Below are 16,861 nucleotides of genomic sequence, written 5' to 3'. Positions count from 1 at the left end.
ACAAAGACCTAAAGCGCGTCGCATGAGGCCGTTTCGACGCGACGCGCGCTAAAGCAATTCCAGGAAAAGTGCGTAGCGGTTTTCCGCCTGGAATTGCGTGAAAACAAAGAGTTAGAGCGGTTCGGCGATTCCAACAAACACTGAACCGCTCTAGACCGGCAATCAAGCGGCCATAAGCCGCTTCACCTGCTTCATATCCTGCAAAAACCGCTCGCGTTCGGCCTCTTTGTCGGCGTGATCACGAATGCGCAGGATGAAGGAGGGATGAATGGTGATGAAGACCCGCAAGCCATCCTCGCGTTCGATCACCTGGCCGCGCATCTTGGTCACCGGTATCGCCTTGCCAAGCAAGGACAGCGCCGCCGTGGCGCCGAGCGCCACGGCGACGTTCGGCTTGATCAGGTCAAACTCCTGGTCGAGCCACCAGCGGCAGGCTTGAACCTCGCCGACATTCGGCTTGGAATGGATGCGCCGCTTGCCGCGCGGCTCGAATTTGAAGTGCTTGACCGCGTTGGTGACGTAGACCTTCAGGCGATCGACCCCGGCATCGTCCAATATGGCATCGAACACCTTGCCCGCCGGGCCGACGAATGGCTGGCCGGCGAGGTCTTCCTGGTCGCCCGGCTGTTCGCCGACAAAAATCACCTTGGCATTGTCAGGCCCTTCACCGAATACCGTCTGCGTCGCATCGCGCCAAAGCGGACAGCGGCGGCATCCCTTCGCGACCTCTCGCAATTCGGAAACCGTGTCCGCGGCATCGTCATCAGGTGTTTCGGCTGGCTGCTGCTTCGGCCAGTGCCTCGCCTGCACCTTGGCGTGGTGCGGCGCCGGCGTTGTCGGCATCTTCGCAATCATATCCCTGGCGGCCTTGTCCGCTCTCGCGATCAAGTCAGGAATGAGCGAGCCCTCGGGAAGGTTCCGCCAATATTTCTATGGGAAGGCTGATCCGCCACCTCATTTTGATGACGACGGCGAAAAAGTGATCGTCGCCGGGTCACCCAGCCATCAGACTTCGTGCAGGTAGAGATGATAGTCCAGTTCGCTGACCGTGCGCGCCACGCGCAGGTATTCGGACTGCTTGATCGCCACGAAGGTGCGGTGCAGGTCCTCGCCGAGCGCGCCTTTCAGGAAGCTGGACGCCTTGGCTGCTTCGATGGCGGCGCGCCAATCGGCCGGCATCGTTGTACGGGTGACGGACGCCTCATAGCCATTGCCGGTCGTTTCGGGGCCTGGATCAAGCCCTTCATCGAGGCCTTTGACGATGCCGGCGAGCACCGTCGCCGCAATCAGATAGGGGTTGGCGTCGACGCCTGACGGTCGATGTTCGATGCGCCGGTTCTTTGCGTCGCCCGCCGGCACGCGCAACGCCACCGAGCGGTTGTTGACGCCCCAGGTCGGCGCGACCGGTGCATAGGATTGCGAGACGAAGCGGCGCCAGGAATTGGCGTGCGGCGCAAACACCAGCATCGATTCCGCCATGGTCTGGATCAGCCCGCCGAGGCCACGCAGCAGCGGCAACGACCAGTTCTCGCCGGCCGCTTCCGAAAAGACGTTTCGGCCGTCCTTGTCCTGCAGCGAGACATGGAAATGCATGCCGGAGCCGGCATATTTCTCGATCGGCTTGGCCATGAAGCAGGCGGTGACGCCGTGGCGGCGCGCCTGCGCCCGCACCAGCCGCTTCAGCATGACCAGATCGTCCGCCGCCCGGATCACGTCCTTGCGGTAGTTCAGCGTCAATTCGTACTGGCCAGGCGCATATTCCGAGATCACCGTTTCGGCCGGAATGCCTTGCGCCTTGGCGGCGGCGTAGATGTCGGAGAACAACGGCTCCATGCCGTGCAGATGGTCGACGGAATAGACTTCCGTCTTGCCCGAGACGCGGCCATCGAGCACCGCGCGCGCCGGCTGCACCTTGCCCTCGGCATCGCGCTCATTGGCCAGCAGAAAAAACTCCAGCTCGAAGGCGCCAGCCGGATGGAGGCCCTTAGCCGCCAGTACGTCGACCTGCCGGGCAAGCGCCAGCCGCGGGTCCGACGACATTGGCTGGCCGTCGAGATGGTGCATCGCCATCAGCACCTGGCCGCGGGGCGGGTTCGTGCCGTAAAGCGGCACCAGCGTGCCCGGAATCGGCCAGGCCCTGAGATCGCCGTCGCCGCTGTCCCAGATCAGCCCGGTTTCGTGCACATCCTCGCCGGTGATGTCGAGGCCGAGGATCGAGATCGGCATATGCCGGCCGCCTTCGAAAATGCTTTTCAGCTCATGCCGGCGCACGATCTTGCCGCGCCCGACGCCGTTGGCGTCGGTCAGCACGATATCGAAGGCCTCGACCTCGGGATGGGCGTCGAGGAAGGCTTGCGCCTCGGTGGGCGTCGAGCCCGAAGGTGAAGTCATGATGGAACTCGGGTTTGGCTTGGTGGCTTGTCTCATGCCGCAAGCTTTGCCGCAACCGAGCCAAAAGCGGTGATCAGCCGGTTGACCTGGGCGCCTGACGTTGCCGGCGAGATCAGCATCATGTTGTGGAAGGGTGCGATCAGCACGCCGCGATTGACCAGCGCGACATGGATGGCGGCCTCCAGTTCCGGTGCATGTGCACCCTCGGCCTCGGCGCCATTGCGCAGCGGGCCGGGCGCGCAGATGAACTCGACGCGGGCCCCGACACGGGAGACATGCCAGGGCAGACGATAGCGATCGATCACGCCGGTCAGCCCGGCATCGAGCCGCCGCGCCAGATGATCCATGCGGTCGTAATTCTCCTGCGTCATCACCTCCTCGAGTGTGGCGCGCATCGCCGCGAACTGCAGCGGGTTGGCCGACAGTGTCGTGCCCATGCCGGAATAGCCAGGCTCTTTCGTCCTGTTGTAGTCGGCATAGCGCGACGCGACCTCCTCGCTCATACCCCAGACGCTCGCCGGCACGCCGCCGGCAATCGGCTTGCCCAGCACGAACAAGTCCGGCTCCAGCCCATATTTCCTGGTGTAGCCGCCCGGGCCGGTCGAGATCGTGTGCGTCTCGTCGATCAAAAGCAGCGTGCCCGCTTCGCGCGTCAACTTTCGCAACGCCTCATGGTAGCCGGCATCGGCAAGCACCATGCAGGAATTGGTCAGCACCGGCTCGGCGATGACGCAAGCGACATCCCTGGCCTTCAGCGCCGCCTCGAGAGCGGCGACATCGTTGAATTCGATGACCTTGGCAGTTCGGGTCAGGTCGCGGAATTCGCCCGCCAGTCCGGGCCGGTTGATTGGCTTGCCGTCGATCAGCCGCACCATCGTCTCGTCCACCGAGCCGTGATAGCAGCCGTTGAAGACCAGGATTTTTTCTCTCCCAGTGATGGCGCGGGCGACGCGTAGCGCGAACCGGTTGGCGTCGGTCGCCGTCGTCGCGATCTGCCAGAACCGCAGGCCGAAGCGCTGCTGCAGCAGCGGCCCGATGGCGAGCGCGTCTTCCGAAGGCAGCATGTAGGTCAGGCCGCGCCCAGCCTGGCGGCGAATGGCGCGTGCCACCGGCGGCGGCGAATGGCCGAACATCGAACCGGTGTCGCCGAGGCAGAAATCGTCGAGCTTGTTGCCGTCAATGTCGGTGATCGTGGCGCCGCGGGCACTGTCGACCAGGATCGGAAACGGCGTCGGCCAGTCGTTCATCCAGTGCATCGGCACGCCGCCGAAGAAGCCGGGCAAGCCGTTGCCGACCTTGGCCTGCGATTTCGGCCGCGCCTTGCGGAATACGGCACCTTCCGTCTCGCGCAATTGCGCGATGCGGTCGCGGCTGATGCCGCCGATGGTTTTTGAATTGTCGCTGTGCATGAAAACCCCTCTGGCACGTTCCTCTTAGCCAATCCACCTCCGCAACGGCAATTGGCCGCGCGGCCGTTCTGCATTGGCTCAGCCCTAGCTGGCGGCGCTTGACGCTCTGCGCGAAGTCGGCGCCAATGGGAACGGCAATAGGGGGCAAGGGAAATGCGGACGATCATCGGCGTGACGGCACTGTTCCTGTCGGCCGGTACGGCCTGTGCGACCGGCGGCATCTGGTGCTCCGTCGATGATCCACAGGTGAAATTCCAGGTCGATGCCGGCGTCACCACCGGCATGGGCGGCCCGACCTTCAATTTTCGCGGCGACCTCGAAATCAAGGCAAGGCCCGCCGGCGATCAGCTGCGCAGGACCACTTTCGAGAACTCCAACCTCACCCAATACGGGCTCGACAACAAGGAGCTGCGGCTGAACATCTACCACGAGCAGGAGGTGGCCCAGACCTACGGTTCGGTCGAACTGACGATCCTGACCAGGGCCAGCGACGAGGGCGTCTATGATGGAGATTACAAACTCGCCGTCTATGACAGCACGGGCGACAAGGACAGCGATGGCAAGCCGGTCGATCTGACCGGCAAGATTTCCTGCGGCGCCGAGTAATCCGCTGTTTCGAAACTACGCAGTGATGTCGATGACGCCGCAGTCGCCGGCGGCACTGCCGAAGGCGACGCGGCGTTCTTCCTTGTCCCACATCATCGCGGTGATGGCGCCTTTGCCCGGGCGCCGCAAAAGCACTTCCTTGGCGTCGGAAAAGCGCACCGCCATGACCATGCCGTCGTCATAGCCGACGGCGACGACATCCTGGCTCGGGTGGCAAGCGACCGCCGTCACCATGGCGTTGCCGCGCGTGCCGAGTTCCAGCGGCGCCTTGCCCATCGGCCCGTCCTTGGCCGAAAACGGCCAGACGATCGCCGCCGGCGCGCCGGAACTGGCCAGCCACTTGCCTTTCACGCTCCACGACAGGCTTTTAACCTTGCCGGGATAGCCGCTCATGCGCATGTGCTTGCCGTCGGCGAGTTTCCAGCCATGCAGGGCGTTTTCCTGCATGGTGGTAACCAGAAAGGCGCCATCCGGCGAGAAGGTGATGCCGGTGTGGGCGCCCGCCCATTCGAGTTCCACCGGCTTGCCTTCGGCGGCCGGGAAATGCAGCGTCGCGCCATTGTAGCGGGCAACGCCGAAGCGCATGCCCTTGGGCGAGAACGCCAGCCCCTCGACCGAGCGCGGATGGGCAAATTCCCGGGTCTTGCCATCGGCGAAGCGCACGAAGGCGGTCTTGCCCGTGGCATAGGCAATGGCCCCTTGCGGCCCGGCGGCAACGCTGGTGATCCATTTCTTGCCGGCGCTCGCCACCTCCTGGGTCTCACCGCCGGCTTTGACGGCAAACACCTTGCCGTCCTCACCGCCGGTGATCAGCCGGTCGTTGGCCGCGTCATGAAAGGCCGCGAGCAGCCCATCATTGGCCTGCACAGTCTTGTGGCCATTGTCGAGCCGATGGATAGCGCCATCGGCCAGCGCGAAATGCGGCACATCGCCAAGGAAGACGGCGGTAACGCAATGGCCTTCGAGATCAAGCGGGGCGACTGTGGGCATGATTGTCTTTGTTCAACTGAATGAGATTACAGAGGCGGCTTACTCGACGTTTGCGGTTCCGGCAACCGGCAGATCAGATGGCGAGAGGCTGTCATCAAAGCAGGCCCTTCGCCCGCAGATCGGTTGCGAACGTCGCCAATGGCATCACCAAGGTCAGATCCGATCCATCGAGACGCTCGGCCCCGTAGCTGGCATACCATCTTGCGGCCCGCTCGCTCTTGGCATCGATGATGAGCAGGATGCCGCCGCCTTCGCCAGCAAGTCGCAAGCAGCGCAACGCGGCGGCGGCAAGCAGTTGACCTCCGAGCCCTTGCCTGGCGACGCTGCGGTCGGTCGCCAGCCGGGCAAGCTTGAAGCCGGAAACCTCGTGCCGCGCCAAGCCTCTCGTCATCGTCTCCGGCACGGCTTCATGAGCAATGGCTGACGGCGCGACCGTATAGAAGCCAAAGATCCGCTCCAAAGCAGTATCGTCGATCGCACAGAAAGTCTTGGCGGCATTTTGTTCGTGGCTTTGCCGCGCGAACCGCCGCAGAAAATCGTTCATCTGCGCATCGCCGCAATCGAACGAGGCCCGATCATGGCGTTTCGCAATCGGCTCCTCATGCCAGGCGGGAAGCGTCACAGAGTATCCGGCAAGGCTGCGATCGCTGCTCGGAGCTTGGCATTGGGTTTCGGCGGGTTCTCCAGCAGATCGAGTATCCGTGTGAAATCGCGGTCGGACACTTTCGCAACCTCGGCTGCTTCGATTACGGCCTGTGCTTCCGGAACCACCTTGTTGAGAATGAAGTCGGTGACGTCCTGATGAGATAGCGCGGCGGCGCGCGCGATCATCGCCTTCTGCGCAGGCGCGATGCGGATTTGATAGCGCTCGGTTTTGTTGTCGGCCGACCTGGGCATCGGAAATCTCCTCGGGTCCATGTACACATGATATGTGTACATGGACCCATAGTCAATCTCGAGAGCCCTTCAATACAGCCCTACGAGGCTTGGCAGGCCTCGAAGCTCTTCCTCAGCCGCTCGGCGTCGAGTTCGCGGCCGATGAACACCAGCCGGCTTTCGTGCTTCTCGCCGTCCTTCCAGGCGCGCTGGTGGTCGCCTTCGATGATCATGTGCACGCCCTGGACGACATAGCGCTCATCATCGCCCCTGAGCGCGATGATGCCTTTCAGTCGCAGGATGTTGGGGCCTTCCATCTGGGTGATCTTCTCGATCCAAGGGAAGAATTTCTTCGGGTCCATCTCGCCGCCGCGCAGCGACACCGACTGCACCGTCACGTCATGGATGTCGGAAGGATGTGCGTGATGGTGGTGGTCGTGCCCATCGTGGTGATGATGGTCGTGGTCATGGTCGTCATGCGCCTCGAGGAAATGCGGATCGTTTTCCAATGCCCGGGACAGGTCGAAGGCGCCGCGGTCGAGCACTTCCGACAGGTCGACACCGGCGCGGGTCGTACGATGGATCCTGGCCGCCGGATTGATGGCGCGGATCGTCGCCTCGACCTTGGCGAGCTCTTCCGGGGTCACAAGGTCGGTCTTGTTGAGCACCACGACGTCGGCGAAGGCGATCTGGTCCTCGGCTTCCTTGGAATCCTTGAGCCGCAGCGGCAAATGCTTGGCGTCGACCAGCGCCACCACGGCATCGAGCTTGGTCTTGGAGCGCACGTCGTCGTCCATGAAGAAGGTCTGCGCCACCGGCACCGGATCGGCGAGCCCGGTGGTCTCGACGACGATGGCGTCGAAGCGGCCGGGCCGGCGCATCAGGCCCTCGACGACGCGGATCAGGTCCCCGCGCACCGTGCAGCAGACGCAGCCATTGTTCATCTCGTAGATTTCCTCGTCGGATTCCACGATCAACTCGTTGTCGATGCCGATCTCGCCGAATTCGTTGACGATGACGGCGTAGCGCTTGCCGTGGGTCTCCGACAGGATGCGGTTGAGCAGCGTCGTCTTGCCGGCGCCGAGATAGCCGGTAAGAACGGTTACGGGGATCTGCGTCTGTGCGTCACTCATGGCTTGCCTCGAAATGACTGGGCCCTGAAATCCAGGCCGCGAAAGGGATTGTCGGTTCCATATAGGATGTGCGCCGGGCTTTTGCACGGGGCAAACCATGGGCCAAATTTTACCGCTGGGATTCGTTCTGACATCGTGGCCGCGAAAAGCGGTCGCCGCCGCGCGATGGAATGATCAGGGGGTCGCCTTGCCCGGCCTGCCGGGTGTCGGACCGCATTCACGCAGCGGTTGGTCCGAATTTCCTGCACGCGAAACTCGTTTGTCATCTAACTGAAATAAACATCTGGCATCACCACGGCGGACACCGCAAATGCTTGCCGGCAAAGCTGTTTCGGATGCCGGAATCTTTTTCGATCGTCGATTGCCAACCGGCCGGCTGCGTCTATGCTGTGCGCACCGGTACGGCCGAAGAGGGATGACCATGGCCAAGGCGGACAAGACTGCAACGATGAGCCGGCTGCATTCGGCGGCAAGGCTGGCAAGGACCGCGCTGGCGGCACGGCTTCTGGCGCACGGCTTCTACGCCGGCCAGGATCAGATCATGCTGTCGCTGGACCGCGAGGACGGCCAGACACCGAGCAATCTTGCCGGGCGTCTCGGCGTGCGTCCGCCGACCATCACCAAGACCATCAACCGGCTGCAGGCGCAGGGCTTTCTGGAAAAACGCGCATCGGAATCCGATGCCCGCCAGGCCCATATCTTCCTCACCGATACCGGCCGTGAAACCATCCGCGCCATCGAGAAGTCGGTGAAGAAGACCGAAAAGCAGGCGCTGAAGGGCCTCGACAAGAAAGACCAGAAGGCGCTGTTCAAGCTGCTCGCCCGTATCGAGGCCAACCTCTCCAACGAGGAACTGGTGCTGATCGACGACGACGCCGAGGCGGACGAATGATCTCTTCGGCTATCAAGCCGCCGCGGCAGCTCCGTGGATCAAGGACGACCAGCGTCCCGGTGTCATGCCGAACGCTTTCTTGAATTGCCTGTTGAAATGGCTCTGGTCGCTGAAGCCGGCCTCGACCGCGATCTGTGCCAAGGGCTCGCCGGCGGCGATCATCCTGCGCGCGCTCTGAAGCCGGCGCATCACCAGGAAACGATGCGGACTGGTCGAGAAGGCCGCGCGGAAATGTCTCGACAGGGCATAGCGGTCGAGACCCGTGATGGCTTCCAACTCGTCCGAACGCACGGGCCGGTCGAGATTTTCCGTGAGATATTCACGCGCCAGGGTCGCCGCCCGCCACGCCGTCCCGGCTAGTGCCTTTGCCGGCTGACCGGCATGCCGGGCGAGGCTTTGCATCAGTTGAGCCAGGAAGTCGTCGATGAACAGCTCATCGAGTTCCCGCTCCAATGGCCCAAGCGCCGAAAGCAGCGTCGCGCAAAAGGCATCGTCGCTCACCACGCCGTCGCTGACGAACGGCAACGCTGTGCCGCCGAGACAGTCGAGCATCAGTGACGGCTCGAGATAGAGCATTCTGTAGCGCAGGCCTTCCTCGGTGCCCGCGCCGCCATCGTGCAATTCGTCCGGATGCAGCACGATGACCTGGCCGGGCAAGCTGTGCTGCGCGGCACCACGATAGCGAAAGGTCTGCACGCCGCGCAGCGTCACCCCGATCGCATAGGTGTCGTGGCGATGCGGATCGAAGGCGCTGCCGTGAAACCGCGCCTCGATGCGCTCCATCCCCGCAGGGTCGGGAGCGGAGATGATGCAGCTTTCAGCGGCATCGGCGCACAAACGTCCAAGACCCTCGAAGGCCTGGCGGTCTAGTTCGAACGACATCGTCTCCTTCAGCCTCGCAATACGGGGCCTAACCTCGAATGGCGCATTTTCTCATGTTTGATACGAAATTTGCAATCGTACTGCGGGAAGACCTGCCCGTCTGGCAGAAACTCAACGTCACCGCCTTCCTGACCAGCGGCGTCGTCGCGCAATTCCCCGACATCATCGGCGAGCCCTATCGCGACCGCGCCGACAATCTCTACAATCCCCTATCGATCCAGCCGGTCATCGTGCTCTCGGCCGACCATGCGGCGCTTGGTGCGATCCACCGGCGTGCGCTGGAACGCGGCGTCACCACCTCGCTCTATGTCGAGGAGATGTTTTCGACCGGCTTCGACGCCGCCAATCGCGCCGTCTTTGCCGAATTCGCGCCCGAAGACGCCAAGGTGGTCGGCATCGCGCTGCGCGCAGGGAAGAAGGTCGTCGACAAGATCACCAAGGGTGCCCGCATGCATGCATAGAGGCAACTCACAAACTCAATCGACTGGCTGCCGCCGATCGAGAAGAGCGGCATACAGTGCCGCCAGCAATGCGAATGCCGCCGACACCAGCATCATGGACAAAAGCGCGGGAGCTGAATCTGCAAGAAACAGGCCGGCGATGAAGGCGATGAGTGCCCCGCCGCCGATCCTCATTGCGGCGGCCAGTCCTGCGGCGGTGCCAACCAGATCCGGCCGCGGAAAGGTGCATGTCGTCAAGTCGGCATGCTTTCGACGTCGATCAACAAAAAAAGACCATGGAGCCTGTACTCAGACTTGACCTGAGCTGGTGGCGGTTTGGGCCGTGACATGCCGGACGAGGCTAAGCCTGTCCAGGCGTCTTGTTGTGCCAGACGTTTTTGGCTTGCCGGCAAGCGACAATTCCCGCAAAGGTGGGCTCCAGCCCAGCTTTTCCCCCGGCCTGCACGTGAATCCTTCCCAAAGAGATGCAGAAAGCGCGACGCCGCCGGTGGCGATCCTGTGCATGCTGACGACCTATGTCTTCTTCACCTTCCTCGACACCAGCAGCAAATATCTCGTCCTTGCAGGCGTCTCCGTCCTGATCGTCGCCTGGGTGCGCTTTGCCGTGCATGTCGTGCTGGTCGGGGCGCTGCTGCGCGGCTGGCGCGAGCCGGTGCGGTTTCGCCCGGTCAACTTGCCCGCGCATGTGATACGCGGCGCCTTCCTGTTCGGCTCGACCATGTTCAACGTCCTGGCGCTGCGCTCCCTGCAACTGGCCGAGACGACATCGATCTATTTCTTCGGGCCGATGGTGATCACCGCGCTTGCCGGCCCGCTGCTGGGCGAATGGGCCGGCTGGCGGCGTTGGCTGGCGATCCTGGCCGCTTTCGCCGGGGTCTTGATCATCACGAGGCCGGGTGTCGGTGTTTTCGGCGTCGGACATCTCTTCGCGCTCGGCTCGATGCTGTCGAACTGCTTCTATGTCATCATGACGCGCCGCATGTCGGCGACCGAAACGTCGGAAAGCCTGATCCTGTTCTCGGCGCTGGCGCCGGCGGTGCTGCTTTTACCCATGCTGCCGTTCTCCTTCTCCTTGCCGCACGATGGCTGGCACTGGTTCATCCTGCTCATGCTTGGTGTGTTCGGTGGCGTCGGCCATTGGCTGCTGGTGCAGGCCTATCGGCTGGCGACGACCACGGCGCTGGCGCCCTATCCCTATTCGCAGATGGTGTGGATGATCATTTCCGGCTGGCTTGTCTTCAAGCAGTTCCCCGACCGCTGGACGCTGGTCGGCGCCGCCATCATCGTCGCCAGCGGCCTCTACATCGTCCATCGCGAACACCGGCTCAGGCTCCGCAGCCGCGCGGCCTCGGATGTCGAGGCCGAAGCGCTGGCAAAAAAACTTTGATTTGGCTCCGATCGATGGCATAAGGCCGCCCTTAAACAGTTTAAAAAACGACGGGGAGCGAAAGCCTGGCACAGAAGATCAAGCTGTCGACGATCGCGGATGCGCTCGGCGTGTCCACGGCCACGGTTTCGCTGGCGCTGCGCGACAGTCCGCTGGTCGCCGGCTCGACGCGCGACCGCATCAAGGAACACGCCCGCGCCATCGGCTATATCTACAACCGCCGCGCCGCCAGTCTGCGCACCTCGCGCTCGGGCATTGTCGGTGTCGTCGTGCACGACATCATGAACCCGTTCTTCGCCGAGATACTGCGCTCGATCGAGAGCGAGCTCGACCGCAGCCGGCAAACCTTCATCCTGTCCAATCATTATGATCAGCTCGAAAAGCAGCGCACCTTCATCGATACGCTGCTGCAGCTCGGCGCCGACGGCGTCATCATGTCGCCGGCCATCGGCACGCCCGCATCAGATATCGTCATGGCCGAGGAGAACGGCTTGCCGGCGGTGCTGATCGCACGCACCGTGGAGGGCGCCGACGTGCCGGTGTTTCGCGGTGACGATGCCTATGGCACGGGCCTCGCCACCAACCACCTGATCTCGCTCGGCCACAAGCGCATCGCCATGATTGGCGGCACCGACCAGACCTCGACCGGGCGTGATCGCTACCAGGGCTATGTCAACGCCATGGAGGCGGCGGGGCTTGAAGTCAGATCGTCCTGGCGCATCGCCGGCCCGCGCACCAAGCAAGCCGGCTTCGAAGCGGCCGGGCAGTTCCTGGCGCTGAAGGACAGACCGACCGCCGCCTGCTGCTGGAACGACCTCGTCGCCATCGGCCTGATGAACGGCATAGCGCGCGCCGGCCTGGTGCCGGGCATCGACATCTCCGTTACCGGCTATGACGATCTCGAGGAGGCGGCGATCGCCACGCCGGCGCTGACCACCGTCTGGAACGGGCAGCGCGAGGTCGGTCGCCGCGCCGCCAGCGCGCTGCTCGACAAGCTCAACGGGCAGACGGTGCGGCCCTCGCAGGAATTGATCAAGCCGGAACTGCATGTGCGCCAGTCGACCGGCAAGCCGGTGGAGCGTGCATGACCAGGGCCAAGGATCTGCAAGCCGTTGCCATTTTGGTGCCGGCGGATTTCAGCGATCACGCCGTCGGGCGTATCGAACGGACCTTCAGGCGCGTCGGCATCGAGCGCGCCGATCCGGCGCTGGTCACCGAGGAGATGCGCCGCACCGTGCGTGGCATCGCATCCTTTGCCGGCATCAGTGCGGCGATGATGGATGCGTTGCCCAATCTCGAACTCATCGCCTCCTTCGGCGTCGGCTATGATTCGGTCGACGTCCACCATGCGGCGGCGAAGAACATCATGGTCACCAACACGCCCGACGTCCTGACCGAGGAGGTCGCCGACACCGCGATCGGCCTGCTGATCAACACAATCCGCGGCCTGCCGCGCGCCGAGACCTGGCTGCGTGACGGCAGCTGGGTGCGCAAGGGCAACTATCCGCTGAGCCGGCTGACCTTGCGCGCGCGCCGTGTCGGCATTTTCGGCATGGGCCGCATCGGCCAGGCCATTGCACGGCGGCTGGAGGCGTTCGGACTGCCGGTCGCCTATCACAATCGGCGTCGTGTCGAAGGTCTTGCCTACCAGTATCACGCGACGCTGAAGGGCTTGGCCGAGGCGGTCGACACGCTGATTTCGGTGGCGCCCGGCGGTGCTTCGACACAGAAAGCGGTCAATGCCGAGATCCTGTCGGCGCTCGGCGCGAACGGCGTCTTCGTCAACATCGGCCGCGGCAGCACCGTCGACGAGGCGGCCCTGGCGGCCGCTCTCGCCGGCGGCACCATCGCCGCAGCCGGGCTCGATGTCTTCGCCGACGAGCCGAATGTCCCCAAGGCGTTGCTCGACTTGCCAAACACCTCTCTGTTGCCGCATGTCGGCTCGGCTTCGGAGCATACGCGCCGCGCCATGGCCGATCTGTGCGTCGACAATCTGATGTCGTGGTTTAGCGAGCGCCGACCGCTGACACCGGTGCCCGAGACGGCGCATGTGCGGGCGCACAGCTGAGCGCCCGGCTTCGCCATATTTATTAACGTCTGCTTAACCCTTTGAAATCATTCTTCATCCTGTGTACGCGTGGGTGAAGATCAGGATGAAGACGCTTTCCACATTGATCGGGGCCTCTGCCTTGTTCGGCGGCGTTCAGCTGTTTCATGCCGGCGGTGTTGAAAGCGTCGGCGAAGAGGCCACGCCGTCCAGCACCTACAGGCTGGTCGCCAATGGCGACGAGGGGGCCTGCGCGGTCACGCGCGGCGCCTCGGTCTCGGATGGCTTGTCGCTGTTGACCGTGGCTCCGAATTGCCGACGGCTCCTGCCGGGCCTCGATCAGGCGAAATTCTGGCGCGAGCAAAACGACGGAACGGTCGCCTTCAGCGCCAACGGCATCGATCCGATCGTCACCTTCGCCGTGGCTGACGGCAACGGCTACGAATCCTACGCCCCGGCGCTGCCGTTGCTGGCATCGGACGTGAAGCGCGGAGACTGACTACTCAGCCGCGGCCCGTGCGCCGGCTTTCGCCGCCGCGTGCAAACGCACCGCATCACCGAAAGCCCGAAAAATCTTGGCGGAATTGCTGTCCGATTTGACCCAGTATTCGGGATGCCATTGGACGCCGACGGCGAAGGCGCGCGCGCCCTTGACCGAAACCGCTTCGACCGTGCCGTCAGCGGCGACAGCCTCGATCTCGAGCTTCGAGCCCAACCGGTCGATCGCCTGGCGATGCAAGGAATTGACCTTGATGTCGCCCGCGCCGAACACGCCGGCGAGGCAACTGCCTGGCTTGATCGAAATGGTCTGGTGAATGGCGAAGCGCTCATCCTGTTTGTCGCTCACCGCCGCGCGGTGGTCCAGCGACCCCTCGCGCTCCTGGATCTCGGTGCCCAGCGTGCCGCCAAGCGCAACGTTCAACTCCTGGATGCCGCGGCAGATGGCAAGCAGCGGCACGCCGCGCTCGATCGCCTTGCGGATCAGCGGCAGCGTCGTGGAGTCGCGCGCGGTGTCATAGGGGCCATTGGCTTCGCTGGCATCACCGCCATAGAGCGAGGGATCGACATTGGATTTCGAGCCGGTCAGCATGACGCCGTCGACCGACGACAGGAGTTCGTCGAAGTCCAGCCGGTCGCCGAACGAGGGCACCAGCAGGGGGAAAACGCCGGCACCTACGATTGCTGCTTCCAGATATTGTTGAGGCGCGGCATGCCAGGTGTAGTTGTCGAATTGACGGACGTCGGTCGATATGGCGACGAGCGGCTGCTGCATTTTGGGTCTGTTTTCCATCTGGCAAGGGATGTCCTGCCTTTAAAATAAGCGATCCTCGGGCATTTTTCCAGCCAAGTTTCAGCGTGTCGCATGGGCCAGGAAACCGCCTGTTAGACTATAGTTGCAGGGTCGCACGGCTTCGCCACCAAATCCGGCCGCGGTGCTGGACTCGACTCCTTGCCCGTGTATTGTTTCGTGCGAACCGATGCGGGTGCCGAGGATTTCCCGAACGTCGGTCTGTTGATCCAAAAGGGAGGAACTGCATGGATCGTCGTTCATTCATCCGCAAGGCCGGCGTCACCGGCGTCGGCGCAGCCGCGGCAGCGGCCACGCTCGCCGCACCGGCAATAGCCCAGTCCAATCCCAAGGTGACATGGCGGCTGGCGTCCTCCTTCCCGAAGTCGCTCGACACCATCTATGGCGGGGCCGAAGTGTTCTCCAAGATGCTGTCTGAAGCCACCGACGGCAATTTCCAGATCCAGGTCTTTGCCGCCGGCGAACTCGTTCCCGGCCTGCAGGCCGCCGACGCCACCACTGCCGGCACGGTCGAGGCCTGCCACACGGTGGCATATTATTACTGGGGCAAGGATCCGACATGGGCGCTGGGTGCGGCGGTGCCCTTCTCGCTCAACGCGCGCGGCATGAATGCGTGGCACTACCACGGCGGCGGCATCGACCTGTTCAATGAGTTCCTCGCCACGCAAGGTCTGTTCGGCCTGCCGGGCGGCAACACCGGCGTGCAGATGGGTGGCTGGTTCCGCAAGGAGATCAACACCGTCGCCGACCTCTCCGGCCTCAAGATGCGCATCGGCGGCTTTGCCGGCAAAGTGGTGCAGAAGCTCGGCGTCGTGCCGCAGCAGATCGCCGGCGGCGACATCTATCCGGCGCTGGAAAAGGGCACCATCGACGCCGCTGAATGGGTCGGCCCCTATGACGACGAGAAGCTCGGCTTCTACAAGGTCGCCCCCTATTACTACTATCCGGGCTGGTGGGAGGGCGGCCCGACCGTCCACCTGATGTTCAACAAGGCGAAATACGACGAGCTTTCGCCGACCTACAAATCGCTGCTGCGCACGTGCGCCCAGGCCGCCGATGCCAACATGCTGCAGAAATACGACTACGTGAACCCTCCGGCGGTGAAGCGGCTGGTGGCCGGCGGGGCGAAACTGCGTCCGTTCAGCCAGGAGATCATGGCCGCGTGCTTCGAGAAGGCCAACGAGGTCTATGCCGAAATGGAAGCCTCGAACGCGCCGTTCAAGAAGATCTGGGAATCGATCAAGGGCTTCCGCAAGGAGCACTATCTCTGGGCGCAGGTGGCCGAATACAACTACGACACCTTCATGATGGTCCAGCAGCGCAACGGCAAGCTGTAGGCGATCGCACTTTGTTTGTTCGAAAGCCCCGGGGCTCTTCTGTCCCGGGGCTTTTCCTTGCTCAACGGCGACGGCAATTGCCAGACGCCCGAAGCCCGCGCCTCAGCCCAAACCCGGCACCACCAGCACCTTCACTTCGCCTGCAGCCTGCGCGTTGGCGATCACCGCCGGCGCCTCTTCAAGCGTGACTTGCCTGGAGATCAGCCGGTCGATCTCGATGGCGCCCGACGCGATGAGCGCGGCGGCGCGGCGGTGTGTGTAGGGGTTGAGGAACGAGCCCAGCACCTTCAGCTCCCGGAACAACAGGTCGAAGGGCTCGAATTCCGCCTTCATGCCTTGCGGCGTCACGCCGACGATGACGACGGTGCCGCCGGCCCTTGCCAGCCGCATCGATTGCTCGACGGTCTCGCGCACACCGGCGCATTCGAACACCACGTCGACGCCATCAGGCATCAGGCCGGTCGGACCGGCGATGGCGTCGATCACATCGGCGGCGGTGGGATCGACCGTCGCCGTCGCACCGAGTTCCCGGGCAAGCGCGCGCCGCGAGGCTTGCCTTGTCGACAGGATGATGGTGGTGGCCCCGGCAAGCCGCGCCAGTTGAACGGTGAGCAGGCCGATGACACCGCCGCCGAGCACGACAACCGAACTGCCCGGCTTGATCTCGGCAAGGTCGACGCCGTGCAGGCAGCAGCCGAGCGGCTCGCAGAAAGCGCCATGTGTCGGCTTCAGATCCGCGGGAAGGACAAAAGCCTGTTTCTGCGGCATCACCACATAATCGGCAAAGCCGCCGTCGCGGTGAATGCCGATGGCGGTGAGATTGCTGCACAGGTTGACCCGGCCGGCATGGCAGTGGCCGCAGCGTCCGCAGGCAATGTTGGGGTCGCCAGTGACCCGGTCACCGACGGCAAAGCCGGAGACGGCGGTGCCGACCGCCTCGATGATGCCGGAGAATTCGTGCCCGGGCGTCACTGGAGGCCTGCAGGGGAACTCGCCGTGGAAAAGATGCCGGTCGGTGCCGCAGACACCGCAGGCCTCGATCCGCACCAGAAGCTCGTCCGGACCGGGGACCGGCTTGGGAATTTCGCGTAGCGCGATGCTGCCCACTCTCTCCAGCCGCACGGCTTTCATGGCGTCTTCC

At 63.6% G+C, this 16,861-nt stretch carries 19 protein-coding genes; 8 read left to right on the top strand and 11 right to left on the bottom strand.

What is annotated here, in order from left to right; genetic code table 11:
• Nucleotides 1-162: 162 nt before the first annotated feature.
• The 3 genes from O7A60_RS00640 to O7A60_RS00630 all read right to left on the bottom strand — a co-directional run bounded on the left by O7A60_RS00640 (nt 163) and on the right by O7A60_RS00630 (nt 3,800).
• Nucleotides 163-888 (bottom strand): UdgX family uracil-DNA binding protein, encoded by a 726-nt coding sequence (locus O7A60_RS00640; protein ID WP_280940096.1) that lies wholly within the window; start codon nt 886-888, stop codon nt 163-165.
• A 117-nt stretch (nt 889-1,005) separates the two neighbouring features.
• Complete coding sequence (locus tag O7A60_RS00635) at nt 1,006-2,391, bottom strand: glutamine synthetase family protein (RefSeq protein WP_337104552.1); 1,386 nt, start codon at nt 2,389-2,391, stop codon at nt 1,006-1,008.
• A 32-nt stretch (nt 2,392-2,423) separates the two neighbouring features.
• On the bottom strand, nt 2,424-3,800 hold the full coding sequence (locus O7A60_RS00630) for an aspartate aminotransferase family protein (protein WP_337104551.1): 1,377 nt from the start codon (nt 3,798-3,800) through the stop codon (nt 2,424-2,426).
• 153 nt (nt 3,801-3,953) lie between these two features.
• Between O7A60_RS00630 and O7A60_RS00625 the strand changes: the two genes are divergently transcribed.
• Entirely contained in the window at nt 3,954-4,406 is a 453-nt protein-coding gene (locus tag O7A60_RS00625) for a hypothetical protein (protein WP_337104550.1), read from the top strand.
• Nucleotides 4,407-4,421: 15 nt separating this feature from the next.
• On the opposite strand, the gene O7A60_RS00620 is transcribed toward O7A60_RS00625, so the two are convergent.
• The 4 genes from O7A60_RS00620 to O7A60_RS00605 form a co-directional block, all read right to left on the bottom strand.
• The gene (locus O7A60_RS00620; protein ID WP_140506748.1) at nt 4,422-5,396 is read right to left on the bottom strand and encodes a WD40 repeat domain-containing protein; all 975 of its coding nucleotides are present in this window, start codon (nt 5,394-5,396) and stop codon (nt 4,422-4,424) included.
• Nucleotides 5,397-5,490: 94 nt separating this feature from the next.
• Entirely contained in the window at nt 5,491-6,018 is a 528-nt protein-coding gene (locus tag O7A60_RS00615; protein ID WP_337104549.1) for a GNAT family N-acetyltransferase, read from the bottom strand.
• Nucleotides 6,015-6,293 carry a type II toxin-antitoxin system TacA family antitoxin gene (locus O7A60_RS00610; protein ID WP_027142795.1) on the bottom strand — a complete coding sequence of 93 codons (279 nt, stop codon included), beginning with the start codon at nt 6,291-6,293 and terminating at the stop codon, nt 6,015-6,017. Before O7A60_RS00610 ends, O7A60_RS00615 begins: the two co-directional genes overlap by 4 nt.
• A gap of 80 nt (nt 6,294-6,373) precedes the next feature.
• On the bottom strand, nt 6,374-7,405 hold the full coding sequence (locus tag O7A60_RS00605) for a CobW family GTP-binding protein (protein WP_337104548.1): 1,032 nt from the start codon (nt 7,403-7,405) through the stop codon (nt 6,374-6,376).
• A gap of 421 nt (nt 7,406-7,826) precedes the next feature.
• On the opposite strand from O7A60_RS00605, the gene O7A60_RS00600 reads away from it, so the two are divergent.
• Entirely contained in the window at nt 7,827-8,297 is a 471-nt protein-coding gene (locus tag O7A60_RS00600) for a MarR family winged helix-turn-helix transcriptional regulator (protein ID WP_337104547.1), read from the top strand.
• Nucleotides 8,298-8,309: 12 nt separating this feature from the next.
• Here the strand turns inward: O7A60_RS00600 and O7A60_RS00595 are convergent, their stop codons facing one another.
• On the bottom strand, nt 8,310-9,179 hold the full coding sequence (locus O7A60_RS00595) for an AraC family transcriptional regulator (RefSeq protein WP_337104545.1): 870 nt from the start codon (nt 9,177-9,179) through the stop codon (nt 8,310-8,312).
• Nucleotides 9,180-9,232: 53 nt separating this feature from the next.
• Between O7A60_RS00595 and O7A60_RS00590 the strand changes: the two genes are divergently transcribed.
• Nucleotides 9,233-9,640: a DUF2000 family protein gene (locus O7A60_RS00590; protein ID WP_337104544.1), complete on the top strand. Its 408-nt coding sequence runs from the start codon at nt 9,233-9,235 to the stop codon at nt 9,638-9,640.
• 15 nt (nt 9,641-9,655) lie between these two features.
• Here the strand turns inward: O7A60_RS00590 and O7A60_RS00585 are convergent, their stop codons facing one another.
• Nucleotides 9,656-9,877 carry a hypothetical protein gene (locus O7A60_RS00585; protein WP_337104543.1) on the bottom strand — a complete coding sequence of 74 codons (222 nt, stop codon included), beginning with the start codon at nt 9,875-9,877 and terminating at the stop codon, nt 9,656-9,658.
• Nucleotides 9,878-10,142: 265 nt separating this feature from the next.
• Here O7A60_RS00585 and O7A60_RS00580 point away from each other — a divergent pair, with 265 nt between their 5' ends.
• The 4 genes from O7A60_RS00580 to O7A60_RS00565 all read left to right on the top strand — a co-directional run bounded on the left by O7A60_RS00580 (nt 10,143) and on the right by O7A60_RS00565 (nt 13,573).
• Nucleotides 10,143-11,027, top strand: coding sequence for a DMT family transporter (locus O7A60_RS00580; protein ID WP_032935110.1), 885 nt, complete (start codon nt 10,143-10,145; stop codon nt 11,025-11,027).
• A 65-nt stretch (nt 11,028-11,092) separates the two neighbouring features.
• Nucleotides 11,093-12,115: a LacI family DNA-binding transcriptional regulator gene (locus O7A60_RS00575; RefSeq protein WP_337104875.1), complete on the top strand. Its 1,023-nt coding sequence runs from the start codon at nt 11,093-11,095 to the stop codon at nt 12,113-12,115.
• Nucleotides 12,112-13,095, top strand: coding sequence for a 2-hydroxyacid dehydrogenase (locus O7A60_RS00570; protein WP_337104542.1), 984 nt, complete (start codon nt 12,112-12,114; stop codon nt 13,093-13,095). Before O7A60_RS00575 ends, O7A60_RS00570 begins: the two co-directional genes overlap by 4 nt.
• Before the next feature lie 85 nt (nt 13,096-13,180).
• The gene (locus tag O7A60_RS00565) at nt 13,181-13,573 is read left to right on the top strand and encodes a hypothetical protein (protein WP_337104541.1); all 393 of its coding nucleotides are present in this window, start codon (nt 13,181-13,183) and stop codon (nt 13,571-13,573) included.
• Here the strand turns inward: O7A60_RS00565 and O7A60_RS00560 are convergent, their stop codons facing one another.
• Nucleotides 13,574-14,347 (bottom strand): gamma-glutamyl-gamma-aminobutyrate hydrolase family protein, encoded by a 774-nt coding sequence (locus O7A60_RS00560; protein WP_140506725.1) that lies wholly within the window; start codon nt 14,345-14,347, stop codon nt 13,574-13,576.
• 263 nt (nt 14,348-14,610) lie between these two features.
• Between O7A60_RS00560 and O7A60_RS00555 the strand changes: the two genes are divergently transcribed.
• On the top strand, nt 14,611-15,720 hold the full coding sequence (locus tag O7A60_RS00555) for a TRAP transporter substrate-binding protein (RefSeq protein WP_027142806.1): 1,110 nt from the start codon (nt 14,611-14,613) through the stop codon (nt 15,718-15,720).
• Nucleotides 15,721-15,822: 102 nt separating this feature from the next.
• On the opposite strand, the gene O7A60_RS00550 is transcribed toward O7A60_RS00555, so the two are convergent.
• Nucleotides 15,823-16,851 (bottom strand): zinc-dependent alcohol dehydrogenase family protein, encoded by a 1,029-nt coding sequence (locus O7A60_RS00550; RefSeq protein ID WP_337104539.1) that lies wholly within the window; start codon nt 16,849-16,851, stop codon nt 15,823-15,825.
• Nucleotides 16,852-16,861: the final 10 nt, after the last annotated feature.

Source organism: Mesorhizobium salmacidum (SeqCode) (assembly GCF_037179605.1).
Classification (GTDB): Bacteria; Pseudomonadota; Alphaproteobacteria; order Rhizobiales; family Rhizobiaceae; genus Mesorhizobium; species Mesorhizobium salmacidum.
The sequence above is the reverse complement of the archived record's forward strand: the minus strand, read 5'-3'. Positions and strand labels throughout refer to the sequence as shown.